At 69.6% G+C, this 16,836-nt stretch carries 18 protein-coding genes; 15 read left to right on the top strand and 3 right to left on the bottom strand.

Going from position 1 to position 16,836, the window contains the following annotated elements:
• Nucleotides 1-1,656, bottom strand: coding sequence for a tannase/feruloyl esterase family alpha/beta hydrolase (locus GTO19_RS00545; protein WP_291016567.1), 1,656 nt, complete (start codon nt 1,654-1,656; stop codon nt 1-3).
• Nucleotides 1,657-1,888: 232 nt separating this feature from the next.
• Here GTO19_RS00545 and GTO19_RS00540 point away from each other — a divergent pair, with 232 nt between their 5' ends.
• From GTO19_RS00540 to GTO19_RS00475, 14 genes are all read left to right on the top strand, one after another.
• A complete protein-coding gene (locus GTO19_RS00540; RefSeq protein ID WP_291016565.1) occupies nt 1,889-2,776 on the top strand; it encodes an AraC family transcriptional regulator in 888 nt (295 codons plus the stop codon).
• A gap of 45 nt (nt 2,777-2,821) precedes the next feature.
• Entirely contained in the window at nt 2,822-4,102 is a 1,281-nt protein-coding gene (locus GTO19_RS00535) for a glutamate-5-semialdehyde dehydrogenase (protein ID WP_291016563.1), read from the top strand.
• An 86-nt stretch (nt 4,103-4,188) separates the two neighbouring features.
• Nucleotides 4,189-4,578, top strand: coding sequence for a DUF488 domain-containing protein (locus GTO19_RS00530; RefSeq protein WP_291016560.1), 390 nt, complete (start codon nt 4,189-4,191; stop codon nt 4,576-4,578).
• 27 nt (nt 4,579-4,605) lie between these two features.
• Nucleotides 4,606-4,983 (top strand): YciI family protein, encoded by a 378-nt coding sequence (locus GTO19_RS00525; protein ID WP_291016557.1) that lies wholly within the window; start codon nt 4,606-4,608, stop codon nt 4,981-4,983.
• On the top strand, nt 4,980-5,450 hold the full coding sequence (locus GTO19_RS00520) for a DUF1772 domain-containing protein (protein ID WP_291016555.1): 471 nt from the start codon (nt 4,980-4,982) through the stop codon (nt 5,448-5,450). Before GTO19_RS00525 ends, GTO19_RS00520 begins: the two co-directional genes overlap by 4 nt.
• 20 nt (nt 5,451-5,470) lie before the next feature.
• Complete coding sequence (locus GTO19_RS00515; protein ID WP_291016553.1) at nt 5,471-5,875, top strand: VOC family protein; 405 nt, start codon at nt 5,471-5,473, stop codon at nt 5,873-5,875.
• 26 nt (nt 5,876-5,901) lie between these two features.
• Nucleotides 5,902-6,264, top strand: a complete 363-nt coding sequence (locus GTO19_RS00510) for a DUF1304 domain-containing protein (RefSeq protein WP_291016552.1) — start codon at nt 5,902-5,904, stop codon at nt 6,262-6,264.
• A 2-nt stretch (nt 6,265-6,266) separates the two neighbouring features.
• Entirely contained in the window at nt 6,267-6,653 is a 387-nt protein-coding gene (locus GTO19_RS00505; RefSeq protein WP_291016550.1) for a RidA family protein, read from the top strand.
• Nucleotides 6,654-6,676: 23 nt separating this feature from the next.
• Nucleotides 6,677-7,114, top strand: a complete 438-nt coding sequence (locus tag GTO19_RS00500) for a VOC family protein (RefSeq protein ID WP_291016548.1) — start codon at nt 6,677-6,679, stop codon at nt 7,112-7,114.
• A gap of 82 nt (nt 7,115-7,196) precedes the next feature.
• Nucleotides 7,197-8,489: a glutamate--cysteine ligase gene (gene gshA / locus GTO19_RS00495; RefSeq protein ID WP_291016546.1), complete on the top strand. Its 1,293-nt coding sequence runs from the start codon at nt 7,197-7,199 to the stop codon at nt 8,487-8,489.
• Between the two features lie 145 nt (nt 8,490-8,634).
• Nucleotides 8,635-10,506, top strand: a complete 1,872-nt coding sequence (locus GTO19_RS00490) for a potassium transporter Kup (RefSeq protein ID WP_291016544.1) — start codon at nt 8,635-8,637, stop codon at nt 10,504-10,506.
• A gap of 31 nt (nt 10,507-10,537) precedes the next feature.
• Nucleotides 10,538-11,728 (top strand): benzoate/H(+) symporter BenE family transporter, encoded by a 1,191-nt coding sequence (locus GTO19_RS00485; RefSeq protein ID WP_291016542.1) that lies wholly within the window; start codon nt 10,538-10,540, stop codon nt 11,726-11,728.
• Nucleotides 11,725-12,675, top strand: coding sequence for a glutathione synthase (gshB, locus tag GTO19_RS00480; protein WP_291016540.1), 951 nt, complete (start codon nt 11,725-11,727; stop codon nt 12,673-12,675). Before GTO19_RS00485 ends, gshB begins: the two co-directional genes overlap by 4 nt.
• Before the next feature lie 57 nt (nt 12,676-12,732).
• On the top strand, nt 12,733-13,578 hold the full coding sequence (locus GTO19_RS00475) for a serine protease (RefSeq protein ID WP_291016538.1): 846 nt from the start codon (nt 12,733-12,735) through the stop codon (nt 13,576-13,578).
• Between the two features lie 22 nt (nt 13,579-13,600).
• Here the strand turns inward: GTO19_RS00475 and GTO19_RS00470 are convergent, their stop codons facing one another.
• Both GTO19_RS00470 and GTO19_RS00465 read right to left on the bottom strand, forming a co-directional pair.
• Complete coding sequence (locus GTO19_RS00470) at nt 13,601-14,260, bottom strand: peroxiredoxin (RefSeq protein WP_291016535.1); 660 nt, start codon at nt 14,258-14,260, stop codon at nt 13,601-13,603.
• Nucleotides 14,261-14,354: 94 nt separating this feature from the next.
• Entirely contained in the window at nt 14,355-16,433 is a 2,079-nt protein-coding gene (locus GTO19_RS00465; RefSeq protein ID WP_291016533.1) for a TonB C-terminal domain-containing protein, read from the bottom strand.
• 189 nt (nt 16,434-16,622) lie between these two features.
• Between GTO19_RS00465 and GTO19_RS00460 the strand changes: the two genes are divergently transcribed.
• Nucleotides 16,623-16,835: a DUF4287 domain-containing protein gene (locus GTO19_RS00460; RefSeq protein ID WP_291016530.1), complete on the top strand. Its 213-nt coding sequence runs from the start codon at nt 16,623-16,625 to the stop codon at nt 16,833-16,835.
• Nucleotide 16,836 lies beyond the last annotated feature (1 nt).

The following is a 16,836-nucleotide window of genomic DNA, read 5'->3' as shown; positions in this document are numbered from 1 at the left end:
TCAGGGGGCAGCGCAGACGAAGTTCGCGGCCTCGTCGGTGCTGCCCGAGCCCTTGTACTTCGCCACCTGCGGGTAGGGGCACAGCGGACGGGTGCGCGTGACGACACCACCCGCGATGCGCGAAGCGACGATCTCGTTGGGTGCCTGGCCCTTCTCGGACCAGGCCATCAGCGCCCGGAAGACGTCGGTCTTCGGCTCCATGGGCACGTTGCCGCTGCTGCCCTGGCCGAACTGGTCCACGCCCGTGCCGCCACTGCAGTGGCCCATGCCGCCCACCATGTACAGGCGCGAGAACTCGCTCGCGTTGGCGGTGGTCGCCTTCACGCGCTCGTAGTAGTTCACCGTGCCGCGCGGCATGATCAGGTTGTCCGACCAGCCGTGGTACAGGATGAGCTTGCCGCCGCGTGCCTTGAAGGCCGAGAGGTCCGGGTTGTCGGTGGCCATGCGCGGGCCCACCTGGGCGATGTTGTCGCTGAAGAAGGCCTCGTAATTGAGGTAGTCCAGCACGTTCCAGTCCCAGGTCGGATCGAAGTACACCCAATAGCGCGCCTGCTCGACCGGGATCGGGAAGGGGAAGGCGCCGGCCAGCGCCGACAGGCTGGCGCCGCGCTCCAGGCCGGGCCAGAGCAGGTTGCCGCCCGCACCGCGCGCGCCGCCCCAGATCTTCTTGATCGCGCTCGCTTCGCCCGGGGTCAGGCAGCTGTTGTCCGCGCAGGCCGCGTTGGTGATGGTGAGATCGTTCGTGGGGTCGTAGTCGCAGGTGCGCGGGTCGTCGATCACGCCGTCGCTGACGCCATCGGCCGCGTCGCAGACGGCGACGGCGCGGTTGGTGGCCAGCGCCTGCTTGGGCAGGGAGACCGGCCCGCCCGCGTCCTCGCGCATCGCGATCTGCGGCCAGATGTGGTACGCCTGAAAGCGGTCCCAGTGGATGGCGGGTGCGCCGGCGAGGATGGCGTCGAAGTCTTCGGGGTAGCGCTGGGCCATCATGAGGCCCTGGCGCCCACCGGTGGAGCAGCCATACCAGTACGAGCGCACCGGGTCCTGCTCGTAGTAAGCCTTGGTGAGCTGCTTGCCGATCACCGCCGCAAGGTGCATGGAGCGGTGCGCGAAGTCTTCCTGCAGGGGCACGTTGGGGTTGCCTGGCGAGAGCATGCCGAAGGCGCCCGACAGGGGGCTGGTGGCGTGACCGGTGTCGGTCATCACGCCCACGAAGCCCTGGCGAACCGAGTCGCTGGTGACATTGACGTTGCCGGCATACACGCCGTTGCCCTCGGCGCGCAGTCGCCCGTTCCATTGGGTGGTGGGCATGCTGACCCAGATGTTGACGGCCTGATCCACGCGCACCTTGACCAGGCAATAGTCGCGGTCACGTGCGCCGCCGCCGGTGGTGGTGCCGGTGCTGACCTCGACGATGCTGAGCGGCGCGTCGGCCGTGAGCGTGGCCGCGCCGATGCCGGCCATGTCACAGGTGGTGGTGGGGTTGAGGGAGATGGCGTCGAAGTCCACCTCTGGCGTTGCCGGGGCTGGGGCGCCTGTGCCGCCGCTGCCTCCTCCGCCATCGCCGCCGCCGCCGCAGGCGGCGAGCACCAACAAGGCCGTGGCCGCGCCGATCGCCGCGAGGCGGCGGCTTGGCCGGTGATTCAAGGGGTTCTTCAAGGCTGTCTCCTCGGTTCTGGTGGTCGGGGAGACGGATTGCAGCGCTGGCGCGTGCGGGCGTCTTTCAACATCGGCCCAGGATTTCAGCGGCGCGCCATCGGCCCAGGGTTACTCCCAAAGTGAAATCTCGCTAGCAGCTATAGCAGCCTTGTATGACACGACGGCCCCTGGCCTGTCAGACTCCGGGTTCGACCCGCCCCGCGTGAGGCGGGCGCGCACAGGAGACAAGGCCATGGTCCGATCGTGGGCGCGCGAAGCGCCGGTCAATCCGCTGGAAGAGCGCAACCTGCTTAGCGCCCAGGCCGTGTCGCGCTGGGCCGGCCTGCCCATCGGCTGGGTCGAGGCCGTGCCCGAGCTCTCGGGTTCATGCGAGACGGCGGGCCACACGCTGCTGGCCATGATCGACAGCGGGCGCGCGCACGCCGAATTCCACTACGGCTCGCGCAGCATCGCCCGCGAACTCGGCGCAGGCGCCATCGGCCTCTTCACGCCCGGCGGTCACGCCGACATCTCCCGCTGGCGCTGCGCCGGGGTGCGCCGCATCATGCTGCAGTTCGATCAGCGGCAGTTCGACGATGCCGTGCTGTCCGAGCAGCTCGCGCGCATGCCGCTGCGTCCGGAAATCGAGTTCCACGACGATGGCCTGGCGGCGGTGTTGCGCTCCATGGTGCGCGAGGTGGCTGACGGCTGCCCCAGCGGCACCCTGTTCGCCGAGTCGCTCTCCATCGGCGTGGCCATGCACCTGCAGCAGCGCGCCGCGCGCCGCTATGCCGTGGGTCGCGAGCGCGGCAAGCTCTCGGCGGCGCAGAGCCGGCGCGTGCAGGAACTGGTGCGCGCCCGCTTGGGACATGCCCTGAGCATTGGCGAGCTGGCCCAGGCGGCAGGCTTCAGCCGCACGCAGTTCGTGCGCCTGTTCAAGAACACCTTCGAGCGCACGCCGTACCAGTACATCCTCGACACGCGGCTCCAACACGCCCACGAGCTCGTGCTGGCGAGCGCGTTGCCGCTGGCCGACATCGCCGAGGCGGCGGGTTTTTCCAGCCAGAGCCACATGACCACGGCCTTTGCGCGGGCCTTTGGTGCCACACCTGGTGAACTGCGGCGCGCCGCGGGGATTTGAGTCGCGTGGTGCAAGGGCCGGGCCCCGGTGAGAAAATCCCGCCCCATGAACGCCAGCAACACCACCGAACTCATGCACACCCTGGGCCAGCAGGCCCTGGCGGCGTCGCGGCTCATGGCCAAGGCCAGCGTCGCAGCCAAGGCGCAGGCGCTGCGCCGCCTGGCCGCCCTGCTGCGCGAGGCCGGCGAACCACTGGCGCTCGAGAACGCAAAAGACCTGGAGCGGGCCCGCGCCAACGGACTGGCCGAGCCCCTGGTGGACCGGCTCAAACTCACGCCCAAGGTGATCGAGACGGCGGCCCAGGGCTGCGAACAGCTCGCCGCCATGCCCGACATCATCGGCGAGGTGATGGGCATGAGGCAGATGCCCAGCGGCATCCGCGTGGGCCAGATGCGCGTGCCCATCGGCGTGTTCGGCATGATCTACGAGAGCCGCCCGAACGTGACGATCGAGGCCGCTTCGCTCGCCATCAAGAGCGGCAACGCGGCGATCCTGCGCGGCGGCTCCGAGGCCATCGACTCCAACCGCGCCCTGGCCGTTCTGGTGCAGCGCGCGCTGGTGGATGCCGGCCTGCCGGGCGACGCGGTGCAACTGGTGCCCACCACCGACCGCGCCGCCGTGGGGCAGCTCATCGCCATGCCGCAGTACGTGGACGTGATCATCCCGCGCGGCGGCAAGGGCCTCATCGAGCGCATCAGCGCCGAGGCCAAGGTGCCCGTCATCAAGCACCTGGACGGCAACTGCCACACCTACGTGGACGAGCCCTGCGACATCGCGCTGGCGGTGAAGGTGACCGACAACGCCAAGACGCAGAAGTACAGCCCCTGCAACGCCACCGAGAGCCTGCTGGTGGCGCGCGGCGTGGCGAAGGACTTCCTGCCGAAGATCGGCGCCGTCTTCGCGGCCAAGGGCGTGGAGATGCGCGCCTGCCCCGAGAGCCGGGCCATCCTGGCGGGCGTGAGCGGCGCCAAGCTGGTCGACGCCACCGAGCAGGACTGGTTCGAGGAGTACCTCGCACCCATCATCAGCATCAGGCTGGTGGACGGCGTGGACGAAGCCATCGCCCACATCAACCGCTACAGCAGCCACCACACCGACGCGATCATCACCACCGACCACGTGCACGCCCAGCGCTTTCTGCGCGAGGTGGACTCCGCCAGCGTGATGGTGAACGCGAGCACCCGCTTCGCCGATGGCTTCGAGTTCGGCCTCGGCGCCGAAATCGGCATCAGCACCGACAAGTTCCACGCGCGCGGCCCGGTGGGCGTGGAAGGCCTCACCTCGCTCAAGTACGTGGTGCTGGGTGAGGGCGAGGTGCGCGGCTGAACGCCGCCGCCTCGGCGCGGCGCGATTTGCGCGCCCGGGGCTGAACCCGCTACGCTGTCGCCGTTCCAACGGAACCGGAGGCAGACATGGCGATCAGGGTGGTGCGGCTCGGCAGCCCGCGAGCGAAGAACGAAGGCCTGCGCGTCGGCACGGTGCGGCGCCCGCCGCGCGGCGTGCCCAAGAGCGAGTTCGCGCGCCAGGACTGGTACGACGTGTGGTTCCCCAACCTCGCGCCCAGCCCCGACACCATGAAGCTCGGCCAGCAGGCCGAGACGCCGGCCGACTGGGTCGTGTTCACACGCCGTTACCGCGCCGAAATGGCCGCACCCGAGAATGCGCATGCCGTCGCGCTGCTCGCGGCCTTGTCCCACCAGAGCGATTTTTCCGTGGGCTGCTACTGCGAACACGAGGAACGCTGCCACCGTTCGGTGCTGCGCGAATTGCTGGCCGCGGCGGGCGCGCACCTTGCCGACTGATTCCCCTTCCACTGGAGACACCCGTCCATGAGCGAATTCCTGCTGCTGTCCCGAGGCCAATGGGACGCCGACCAATCCCCCGAACAGATCCAGGGCGCCATCGACGCGTTCTATGGGTGGTTCGACGAGCAGGCCGCCGCTGGCGTGTTCAAGGGCGGCAGCCGGCTGGGCACGGGCTGCCGGCTCGTCACCCGCGAGCGCGTGCTCGACGGGCCCTTCACCGAGGCCAAGGAAATCATCGGCGGCTACTGGTTCATCGTGGCCGACAGCCTGGATGAGGCCGCGCGCATCGCGGCGAAGAACCCCTGCCTGGCCTGCGGGCTGAGCTACGAGATCCGGCCGCTGGAGGCCGAGCGCGCGAGCGCGTTTCGCGCCGCCAATGAAACGCCCATGGCCAGCACATGAACGCGGCCCTCGCCATCGCCCTGATCGTCGGCTCGGGCCTCATGGCGGGGGTGTTCTTCGCCTTCTCCACCTTCGTGATGAAGGCACTGGCGCAGTTGCCCGCCGCGCAGGGCGTGGCCGCCATGCAGCGCATCAACGTGGTGGTGCTCAACCCGATGTTCCTGGGCTGCTTCATGGGCACGGCGGTGCTGGGGCTGCTGGCCATCGGCCTGGCCGTGTTCGACTGGCGCGGGGTGGCCTCGGCCTGGATGGTCGCCGCCGGCCTGCTCTACGTGCTGGGCTGCTTCGGCGTCACCATGGCCTTCAACGTGCCACGCAACGAACGCCTGGCGCGCCTGGACGCCGATGCGCCTGAGGCCACCGGGTACTGGCCGCGCTACGTGCGCGAATGGACATTCTGGAACCACGTGCGCACGCTGGCGCCGACGCTGGCCGTGGTGTGCGCGGCGATGGCCCTGCTGCGCTGAAACGGATCTCGACGAACACCATGCAGGCGATCATCAACATCGACGTTCCCGATCTCGACGCCGCCATCGAGTTCCATGCGCGCGCCACCGGCCTCACGCTGGTGCGCCGCCTGTTCGACGACACCGTGGCCGAGCTGGAAGGCGCGGGCCTGCGCGTGATGCTCCTGCTCAAGGAGCCCCGCACCACGCCCGTGCCCCAGGCCACGCTGGTGCGCGACTACGGCCGGCACTGGACGCCCGTGCACCTGGACTTCGTGGTGCCCGACGTGGAGGCCGCCACGCACCAGGCGATGGCCGCTGGCGCGACGCTGGACCTGCCGATCGAGGATTTCGTCTGGGGCCGCCAGGCCTGCCTGCGCGACCCCTTCGGCCACGGCTTCTGCTTCCTGCAGTGGCTGGGGCGCGGCTACGATGAGGTGGCCTGAGCCCACCACACCCAAGGACCTCCCTCATGCTCGCCACCGTCGCCCATGTCGTCGTGCTGCTTGTCGCACTCATCCACGTCTACATCCTCGTGCTCGAGATGTTCCTGTGGGACAAGCCCAAGGGCATGAAGGCCTTCAATCTCACGCCCGAGTTCGCCGCGCAGACCAAGGTGCTGGCGGCCAACCAGGGCCTCTACAACGGCTTCCTGGCGGCCGGCCTGTTCTGGGGCCTGTTCCTCGGGCCGGAAGGCTTCGCGGTCAAGGTGTTCTTCCTGCTGTGCGTGCTGGTGGCCGGCCTGTATGGCGCCGCCACGGCCAGCAAGCGCATCCTGTTCGTGCAGGCCGTGCCGGCCGCGCTCGGCCTCGTGCTTCTCTACCTGGGCCGCTGAGCATGTCCCGCACCCTCATCTCGTCCGGCTCCACCTTCGAGGCGGAGATCGGCTACTCGCGCGCCGTCGTCCAGGGCGACTGGGTCTTCGTCTCCGGCACCACGGGTTTCGACTACACCACGATGACCATCGCGCCCGACATCGAAACGCAGACCGAGCAGTGCCTGCGCAACATCGAGGCCGCCCTGCAACAGGCCGGCGCCAGTCTGCGCGACGTGGTGCGCGTGAACTACGTGCTGCCCGACGGCGGCGAATTCCCCAAGACCTGGCCCGTGCTGCGCCGTTTCTTCGGCGAGGTGCGGCCGGCGGCCATGATGATCTCCGCCGGCCTGGCCGACCCGCGCATGCGCATCGAGATCGAGGTGACGGCGCTCAAGGCGTCCGGCTGAGATCGCTTGCCCAAGGAGCGCCCATGTTCACCTACATCACCCTGGGCACCGACGACCTGGCGCGCGCCGCGCGCTTCTACGACGCCGTGCTCGGCGCGCTCGGGCAGGTGCGCGCCGAACCGCCCGGCACGGAAGAGCCCGGCTGGATCGGCTGGGGCCGATACGAAGACGAGGGCCGCGTGCAGCTCGCGCTCTGGCTGTGCACGCCCTTTGACGGTGGCCCCGCGGGCGTGGGCAACGGCAGCATGGTGGCCTTCGCCGCGGCAAACTGGCAGCAGGTGCGCGACTTCCACGCCGCCGCGCTGGCCCACGGCGGCCGCAGCGAGGGCGAGCCCGGCCTGCGCCCCCACTACAACCCCGACTTCTACGCCGCCTACGTGCGCGACCCCGACGGCAACAAGCTCGCCGCCGTGTGCCGGGGCTTCACGAGCGAGCCGAGCGAGCCGCTGGCCGGGGGCTGAGGGTGCAGCAGCCGGGGGACCTTGGAATACCCGTCACCGTCCCCATTTACACTGGCCGTCCCGCCCCGGTCCCGCACCCGCCATGGTCCCCCACCTCGTCACCGCCCTCACCGGCCCGATCAACGAGCTCGAGCAGCGCATCCTCGAATCCACGCCGGTCATCGAGCGCTGGTTCCGGCTGGAATGGATGGAGCACACGCCGCCGTTCTACACCTCGGTCGACGTGCGCAACGCGGGCTTCAAGCTCGCACCGGTGGACACCAACCTCTTTCCCGGCGGCTGGAACCACCTCACGCCCGAGATGATCCCGCTGGCGGTGCAGGCCGCCATGGCCGCCATCGAGAAGATCTGCCCCGAGGCCAAGAACCTGCTGCTGGTGCCCGAGAACACCCGCGACACCTTCTACCTGAGCAACCTGGCCACGCTGCAGAAGATCTTCTACATGGCCGGGCTCAACGTGCGCCTGGGCTCCCTGTCCAACGACGTCACCCAGCCCACGCGCATCGACCTGCCCGATGGCAGCCACGTCACGCTGGAGCCGCTCACGCGCGGCAAGCGCCGCCTGGGCCTGAAGAACTTCGACCCCTGCACCATCCTGCTCAACAACGACCTGAGCGCGGGCGTGCCCGGCATCCTGGAAGAACTGCACGAGCAGTATCTGCTGCCGCCGCTGCACGGCGGCTGGCCCACGCGCCGCAAGAGCACGCACTTCAAGATCTATGAAGAAGTGTCCAAGCGCTTCGGCAAGCTGCTGGGCATGGACCCCTGGCTCATCAATCCCCTGTTCGCCCAGTGCGGCGAGGTGGATTTCGAAGCCGATGCGGGCCTGGAGTGCCTGCGCAGCAACACCGACGCGCTGCTCACCAAGGTGCGCCGCAAGTACAAGGAATACGGCATCAACGAGAAGCCCTTCGTGGTCGTCAAGGCCGACAACGGCACAGGCGGCATGGGCATCATGACCGTGCGAGACGCCAAGGAGATCGACAAGCTCTCGCCCAAGACCAAGGCCCGCATGGCCACGGGGCAGGGCGGGCAGGCCGTCTCCGAGGTGCTGATCCAGGAAGGCGTGCTCACGCACGAGCGCATCAACAGCGCCGTGGCCGAGCCGGTGGTCTACATGATGGACCGCTACGTCGTCGGCGGCTTCTACCGCATCCACGCCGACCGCGGCGAGGACGAGAACCTCAACGCCCCGGGCTCGAGCTTCGTGCCCCTGGCCTTCGAGCAGAGCGCGCAACTGCCGCAACCCGGTGTGAAACCCGGCGCGAGCGTGCCCAACCGCTTCTACATGTACGGCGTCATCGGCCGCCTGGCCATGCTGGCCGCCAGCTACGAGCTGGAGGCCACGGACCCCGAGGCCGAGAACCTGGACTGAGGGCCCGCCAGGTTGCTGCAATGCAACAAAAACCCCGCCGGGACCGGTTTCAGGGGCCACACCCGGTGGCGCCCACCCGGGCAGAGGCGCAGAATCGCCCACTCCTGACGCACACGCCCCGTGGTTTTCCGGCGGGGCCTCCGGTTTGAACTCCCGCGCTCCGTCCTCGCTGGCCGCCCTCACGCTCGGCGCCATCGGTGTGGTTTACGGCGACATCGGCACCAGCGTGCTGTACGCCGTGAAAGAGATCTTCGGATCCGGCCACGTTCCCTTCACCCACGCCAACGTCTATGGCGTCCTGTCCATCATCTTCTGGACGCTGACGACCATCGTCTCGCTCAAGTACGTGGTGCTGGTGCTGCGCGCCGACAACGCGGGCGAAGGCGGCCTGATCGCCATGCTGGCACTGGCCGCCAACGCGGTGAAGGACAAGCCCGCGCTGCGCCGGTCCCTGCTGGTGATCGGCATCTTCGGCACCTCGCTGTTCTATGGCGACGGCGTCATCACCCCGGCGATCTCCGTGCTCTCGGCGGTCGAGGGCCTCACGGTGATCTCGCCGGCGCTGCACCACTACGTCATCCCGCTGACCCTGCTGGTGCTGCTGGTGCTGTTCGCCGTGCAGAAGCGCGGCACCGGCGGCATTGGCCGCTACTTCGGGCCGATCACGCTGCTGTGGTTCCTTGCCGTGGCCGCCCTGGGCATCTCGCACATCGTGCACCACCCCGAGATCCTGGGCGCGCTCAGCCCGCACCACGCGCTGCGCTTCCTGTGGGAACAGCCGGGCACCAGCTTCATCATTCTGGGAGCGGTGGTGCTGGCCGTCACGGGCGCCGAGGCGCTCTACGCCGACCTCGGCCACTTCGGCAAGAAGCCGATCCGCCTGGCCTGGTTCTCGGTGGTCATGCCTTGCCTCACGCTCAACTACTTCGGCCAGGGCGCCCTGCTGCTGGCCGACCCGAGCGCGGTGAGCAACCCCTTCTACCGGATGGCGCCCACCTGGGCCCTGCTGCCGCTGGTGGCGCTGGCCACCATGGCCACGGTGATTGCCTCCCAGGCGCTCATCTCGGGCGCCTTCAGCGTCACCAAGCAGGCCATCCAGCTCGGCTACCTGCCGCGCCTGAACCTGCGCCACACCAGCGTGCGCGACACGGGGCAGATCTACATCCCGTTCGTGAACTGGGCGCTGTTCACCGCCATCGTGCTCGCGGTGGTGATGTTCAAGTCCTCCAGCAACCTCGCCTCGGCCTACGGCATCGCGGTCACGCTGGACATGCTCATCACGACCACGCTCACCTTCTTCGTCATCCGTCACGCGTGGAAGTACCCACTGTGGCTGTGCGTGACCGCCACCGGAGCGTTCTTCCTGATCGACCTGGCCTTCTTCAGCTCCAACATGCTCAAGCTGTTCCACGGGGGCTGGTTTCCGCTGGTCATCGGTGGCGGGGTGTTCACGCTCATGATGACCTGGAAGCAGGGGCGTCGACTGATGTCCAAGGCGCAGCAGGCCGAGTCGCTGGACCTCAACGGCTTCCTCGATGCGGTGTTCGTCGAGCCCCCGCTGCGCGTGCCGGGCGTGGCGGTGTTCATGACGGCCGAGCCCGGCATCGTGCCCAACGCGCTGCTGCACAACCTCAAGCACAACAAGGTGCTGCACGAGCAGAACCTGTTCGTCACCGTGCGCTCGCATCAGGTGCCCTGGATCGGCTTCAACGAACGCCTGGAGGTCGAGCCTCTGGGCCACGACTGCTGGGCCGTCACCATCCACTACGGATTCAAGAACGACCCCGACGTGCCCGCCGCGCTGGAGCCCCTGCGCCTGCGCGGCTGCGAGCTCCAGCCCATGACCACCAGCTACTTCCTCTCGCGCGACGTGGTCACGCCCACGCTGGGCGGCGGCATGGCGCCCTGGCGCGAAAAGCTCTTCGCCGCCATGCACCACAACGCCGCCGGCGCCGCGGCCTTCCTGCACCTGCCGGCGAACGCGGTGGTGGAGCTCGGCTCCAAGGTCGAGATCTAGGCCCCGGGCGGACTCCCGGCAGAATCGCGCGATGCGATTCTTCCGTGACCTCAGCCTCTCCGCCGCCACCGCCGGCTTCGTCGCGGTGCTCGTGGGCTTCACGAGTTCGGTGGCCATCGTCTTCCAGGCGGCGCAGGCCTTCAACGCCACGCCGGCGCAGATCACCTCCTGGATGTGGGCGCTGGGGCTGGGCATGGGACTGTGCTCGGCGATTCCCTCGCTCATCCTGCGCCAGCCGGTGATGGTGGCCTGGAGCACGCCCGGCGCGGCGGTGCTGGCCAGCGCGGGCCTCGCGGGCGGCTTCACCATGGCCGAGGCCATTGGCGCTTTTCTGATCTGCGGGGCGCTCATCACCCTGGCGGGCGCCACCGGCTGGTTCGAGCGCGTGATGAACCGCATCCCCATGGCCATCGCCTCGGCGCTGCTCGCCGGCGTGCTGGCGCGCTTCGGCCTGCAGGCCTTCGGCGCGGCGCAGACCGCCCTGGCCCTGGTGGTGCTGATGCTGCTGGTGTATCTGGTGTCGCGCCGCCTGGCCCCGCGCTATGCGGTGGTGTTCACGCTGCTCGCGGGCGTGGCGCAAGTGGTGGCCGCCGGCCGTTTCAATGCCGGGGCGCTCACGCTCGAATGGGCGGTGCCGGTATTCACCGCGCCCAGCTTCAGCGTGGCCGCCCTCACCAGCCTGGCGCTGCCGCTGTTCATCGTCACCATGGCTTCGCAGAACCTGCCGGGCGTGGCGGCCATTCGCGCGGCCGGCTACGACATGCCGATCTCCCGCATCCTCACCGTCACGGGCGTGGCCACGCTGCTGCTGGCGCCCTTCGGCGCCTTCGCGCTCAACCTGTCGGCCATCACCGCCGCCATCTGCATGGGCCCCGAAGCCCACCCGGACCGCGAGAAGCGCTACACCGCCGCCGTGGTCTGCGGCGCGCTGTACATGGCCATCGGCCTGGTGGGGGCGCTGGTCACCGGCCTGCTGATCGCGTTTCCGCGCGAGCTGGTGATGGGCATCGCGGGCATCGCCCTGCTGGGCAGCATCGGCGGCGGCCTGCACGCCGCGCTCAAGGACGAGCAGCACCGCGAGGCCGCGCTCATCACCTTTCTCGTCACGCTCAGCGGCGTGGCAATCGCCGGCATCGGCTCGGCCTTTTGGGGGGTGGTGGCCGGCGCCGTCGCGCTCTTTGTGCAACAGTACGGCCTCGCGAAAACACCTCCCCGCCCATGACGAAGAAGATTCTGGTCGTTGCCGACCCGCTCGAAGTTTTCAAGACCTACAAGGACAGCACCTTCGCGATGATGCGGGAGCTGCAGCGCCGCGGCCACACGCTGGCGGCCTGCGAACCGCGCGACCTGCAGTGGGTGAGCGGCGGCCGTGTCACGGCCCGCGTGCGGCACCTGCGCCTCACGGGCGAGCTGGACCACTGGTTCGATGTGGCGGGCGAGGGCCGCGAGGCCCTGGCCGGCTTCGATGCCGTGCTCATGCGCAAGGACCCGCCCTTCGACAGCGAGTTCTTCTACGCCACCCACCTGCTGGAGCAGGCCGAGCGCGAGGGCACGCGCGTCTTCAACAAGCCGGCCGCGCTGCGCGACCACCCCGAGAAGCTGGCGCTGATGGAATGGCCGCAGTTTGCGCCGCCCACGCTGGTCACTCGCTCGGCCGACGACGTGCGCGCCTTCCACGCCGAGCACCGCGACGTGATCCTCAAGCCGCTGGACGGCATGGGCGGCATGGGCATCTTCCGCGTGAAGGAAGACGGCCTGAACCTGGGCTCGATCACCGAAACCCTCAACCAGGGCGGCGCCACCAGCGTGATGGTGCAGCGCTACCTGCCCGAGATCGTGCAGGGCGACAAGCGCCTGTTGCTGATCGGCGGCAAGGTCGCGCCCTTCGTGCTGGCGCGCATTCCTCAGGGCAGCGAGGTGCGCGGCAACCTGGCGGCCGGCGGCAAGGGCGTGGCCCAGCCACTGTCCGATGACAACCGCGCCGTGGCCGAGGCCATGGCACCCACGCTCGCGGCGCGCGGCCTGCTGCTGGTGGGCCTGGACATGATCGGCAACCGCGTGACCGAGATCAACGTCACCAGCCCCACCTGCTTCCAGGAGATCCAGCAACAGACCGGCTTCGACGTGCCGGCCATGTTCGTGGACGCGCTGGAGGCGGCGCTGGGCTGAAGCGATGTGTTACCAGGTGATGCCGCGCCAGGACGCCCGCTTGCCCCACACTGAGCCATGAACACGCCAGCCACCACCCCGCCCGTCCCCGCCAACGTGGCCATGGCCTCGCCGCCGGTGGACCCGCTGTTTCTCGCCACCCCGAAGATCTCCACCTTCAACGGCGAGCAGTCGCTCACCAACGCGAGCGGCTTCTTCTTTCAGCGCGGGGAGCGCCTGTTCCTCGCGACCAGCCGGCACGTGTTCATCGACGAGGACAGCGACCACCGGCCCGACCGCATCGAGATCACGCTGCACCTGGATGCGAAGAACCTGACCCGCTGCACAAGCTTTTCGATGCTGCTCTACGCGGACGGCATCGCCGCGTGGCGCCAGGGGCAGGACGGCGGCGGTGACATCGATGTGGCCGTGCTGGAAGTCGAGCGCGAGGCCCTGCCGGACGAAGCGGTGCTGTTCGCCTTCACGCCCGAGCATCTGATCCGCGACTTCGGTGCCGTGCCGGTGGACGCCACGGTGTTCATCGTGGGCTTTCCGCTGGGCTTTCAGGACGAGGTGCACCAGCTGCCGGTGCTGCGCCGCGCGGCCATCGCCTCACCATTCGGCATTCGCTTCCAGAGCCAGGGCATGTTCCTCACCGACGGGCGCGCGCACCGCGGCATCAGCGGGGCGCCGGTGGTGATGCGCGACACCGGGCCTGCGACCGGGGCCTTGCCCTGGCGGTTGTTGGGGATCCATTCCTCGCGCCTGGACATGGGCAACCGGGACCAGGTGCTGGACGAGTCCCTGGGACTGAACGGCGCCTGGTACGCCGACATCCTGCTCACGCTGACGCAGGATCCGGCCCCGGCTGCGCCAGCCGAGCCCGCGGCGATCGACACGCCCCCGCCCAAAGCCCCCGTGTGAAGCCCCGGGGCGGCGGCTTCGCTCAGCGCGGCTGCTTGACGATGCGCAGGTAGGGCTTGGGCGCTTTCCAGCCCTCGGGAAACAGCGTCTTCGCATCCTCGTCGCTCACCGAGCCGGCGATGATCACGTCCTGCCCCTGCTTCCAGTTCACCGGCGTGGCCACCTTGTGCTTCGCGGTGAGCTGCATCGAATCGAGCACGCGCAGGATCTCGTCGAAGTTGCGGCCCGTGGTCATGGGGTAGGTCAGCATCAGCTTGATCTTCTTGTCGGGGCCGATGACGAAGACCGAGCGCACGGTGGCGTTGGTGGCGGCGGTGCGGCCGTCGGCGGTGCCGGGCTCTTCGGCCGGCAGCATGTTGTAGAGCTTGGCCACCTTCAGATCGACGTCGCCGATCATGGGGTACCTGACGGTGGCGCCCTGCGTTTCCTCGATGTCGGCCACCCACTTGCCGTGGCTCTCCACCGGGTCCACCGACAGGCCGATGAGCTTGGCGTTGCGCTTGGCGAACTCGGGCTTGATGCGCGCCATGTAGCCCAGCTCGGTGGTGCAGACGGGCGTGAAGTCCTTGGGGTGCGAGAACAGGATCGCCCACCCGTCGCCGATCCAGTCGTGGAAGTCGATCACGCCCTGCGTGGTCTGGGCGGTGAAGTTCGGTGCGGTGTCGTTGATGCGAAGGGACATGCCGGGCTCCTGGTCTGGTGGAAAGCCCCGTAGTGTGCGCAGACCGAAAGACCGTGTCGACGAGGGAGGTTCCCTCGCGGGCGAGTGGCCCGCTTCAGTACAGGCGCACGGCCACGTCGAAGTGCCAGCTGCGGCGGATCTCGATCACGTCGTAGAGGCGGGACATGGCGGGCGTGAAGGGCAGGTGCACCATGCCGTGGATCATGCGCGGGATGGCCTCGTCGATGGCGGCCACGCCGCTGGTGCGCACCACGGTCACCGACTCGATCGAGCCGTCGCTGCGGATGGCGACGTTCACCACCGGGTCGGTGTAGCGCTGCTTCGCGGCCTGTCGCACCAGGTCCACCGGCATGTTCATTTCGATGCGCTTGGCCCAGGCCTCGGCGTAGAGCACGAGCTCGCGGTTGGGGTCGTAGCGGCCGAACATCCGCACGCGGCGCAGGGAACTGACGGTGGGGTTGCGCTGCGCCTCGGCCTCGGCGGCGGCGCGGCGATCGGCTTCCTCGTTGAGCTGGCGGCCGATGGCGCGGCGGCGCTCCTCGCGGGCCTCGTCCTCGGCCGCGCGTTCCGCCTGCAGGCGCGCGGCCTCGGTCCTCGCGGCGGCCTCGCGCTCGCCCTGCAGTCGGGCGGCTTCTGCCTGGGCGGTGGCTTGTGCCGCCGCTGCGGCTGCCGCCGTCGCCGCGGCGCGAGCCGCCGCCTGGCCTTCGGCCTCGAGCCTCGCCGCCTGCGCCTGAGCCTGAGCCTGAGCCTGAGCCTGAGCCTGAGCCTGAGCTGCGGCCTGTTGCGCGGCCGCCAGTTCGTTGGCCAGCCGCTCGGCTGCGCGTTGAGTGGCTTCGGCTTCGGCCTCGGCTGCTCGCTGCGCCTCCTGCCTCGCAGCCGCTTCGCGCTGAGCGGCCTGTCGTGCAGCCTCGGCCGCCTGCTGTTCGGCCTCACGCGCCGCCTGCTGTTCCGCCGCGAGGCGTTCGGCCTCGGCCCGCTCGGCCGCCTGCCGAGCGGCTTCGCGCTGTGCGGCGGCTTGTTGCTCCGCTTCCAACCGTTGCGCCGCTTGCTCGGCCTGGCGCTGCGCCTCCAGGCGCTCGCGGGCCAACTGTTCGTTGGCCAGCCGATCGGCTTCTGCCCGTGCGGCCTCCGCCCGCGCGGCTTGCTGGCGGGCGCTCTCTTGGCGGGCCGCCTCCTGGCGAGCGATTTCCTGCCGAGCCGCCTCCTCCCGAGCGGCGGCCTCGCGTTCGGCCTGTTGCGCCTGTTCGGCTGCCCGCTGCGCGGCCTCCCGAAGCGCTTCCTGTCGCTCGACGTCCTGTTGTTGCTGCTGTTGCTGAGCTTCCCGCGCGGTGGCCTGCCGCAGGGCGTCCTGACGTTCGACTTCCAGGCGCTCCATCTCTGCGCGCTGGGCCGCCACCTGTTCGGCCGCTTCGCGGGCCGCCAGCTCGGTCTCGGCCTGCTGGCGCATGGCGGCTTGCCGGGACGCTTCCTGTTGGTCGGCCGCGACCCGCGCCGCGTCCTGTCGGGCGGCCGCCTCACGTTCGGCGGTTTGCCGGGCGGTGTCGGCCTGTTCGGCCGCCGCCCTGGCCGCCACTTCCCTGGCCGCCGCCTCGCGCGCCGCGGCCTGCTGGGCCGCCAGTTCGCGTGCCCTGGCCTGCCGGGCCGCCTCGCGCTGTGCCGCCGCCGCCCGAGCCGCGGCCCGGCGCTCGGCCGCTCGCCGCTCGGCCAATTGGCGCGCCGCTTCCGCGCGTTGGGCTTCGCGGCGCGCGGCCGCCTGCTGCAAGGCTTCCTGTCGCTGGGCCTCCTGCCGTCGCGCCTGCAGCGCGGCGTGGTCGAGCACCGTCAGGGCCCCGGCGCTCTGGGGCGCCGGCGGGGTGGGGCGGGGCGCGGACGCGCTGGCGGGCGGCGCCGCGTCAGCGGCGGGCGCTGGTGGCGGTGACAGGCGCGCTCGCAGTTCCGGCACCTCGGTGCGCCGCTCCTTCCACGGCAACTCCAGCCCCGGCAGGTCCAGGCCGTCGCCGAAGGTCAAACTGAGGACGAGCGCGTGCACCAGCAGCGAGATCGACCAGGCGAAGGTCTGCCGGCGCGGCTCGGACACCAGCCAGCCGCGCGGCCGCCAGCGGTAGGCCAACACCACCGCCAACGGCGGCAGTGGCCGTCGCATGGGGGCTTCGTTGTCCTTCGCGGTTTGCATCGGGCGCATTGTCTCGTCCAAACCGGCGCGCTCGCGGGGTGGTGGCCACGACAGGCCGTGCAACGCTCGCTTTTTTTTTTCAGGGCCGCTGTCGATTCCAGGGTCCCATGGCCGTCGTCATGTTCAGTGGTGGCCGGGCGCGCGGGCCGCCACGGCGTTTTGTCCACCCCCGCGCGAGAGAAGACCTCCATGGCCACGAACGACAAACCTCAGGGCCCCGCGTCCTACTTTCCTTCCATCGAGAAGAAGTACGGTCAGCCCGTCGAGCATTGGATGGGCGTGCTGCGCCAGGCGGGCCCGCTCAAGCACATGGAGCTGGTGGCGCGGCTCAAGTCGGAGCACGGCCTGGGCCATGGGCACGCCAATGCGCTGGTGGCCTGGTTTCTGGCCTGCCAACGGTGAG

The sequence above is a fragment of the Hydrogenophaga sp. genome (genome assembly GCF_011772445.1).
Taxonomy (GTDB): domain Bacteria; phylum Pseudomonadota; class Gammaproteobacteria; order Burkholderiales; family Burkholderiaceae_C; genus Hydrogenophaga.
The sequence above is the reverse complement of the archived record's forward strand: the minus strand, read 5'-3'. Positions and strand labels throughout refer to the sequence as shown.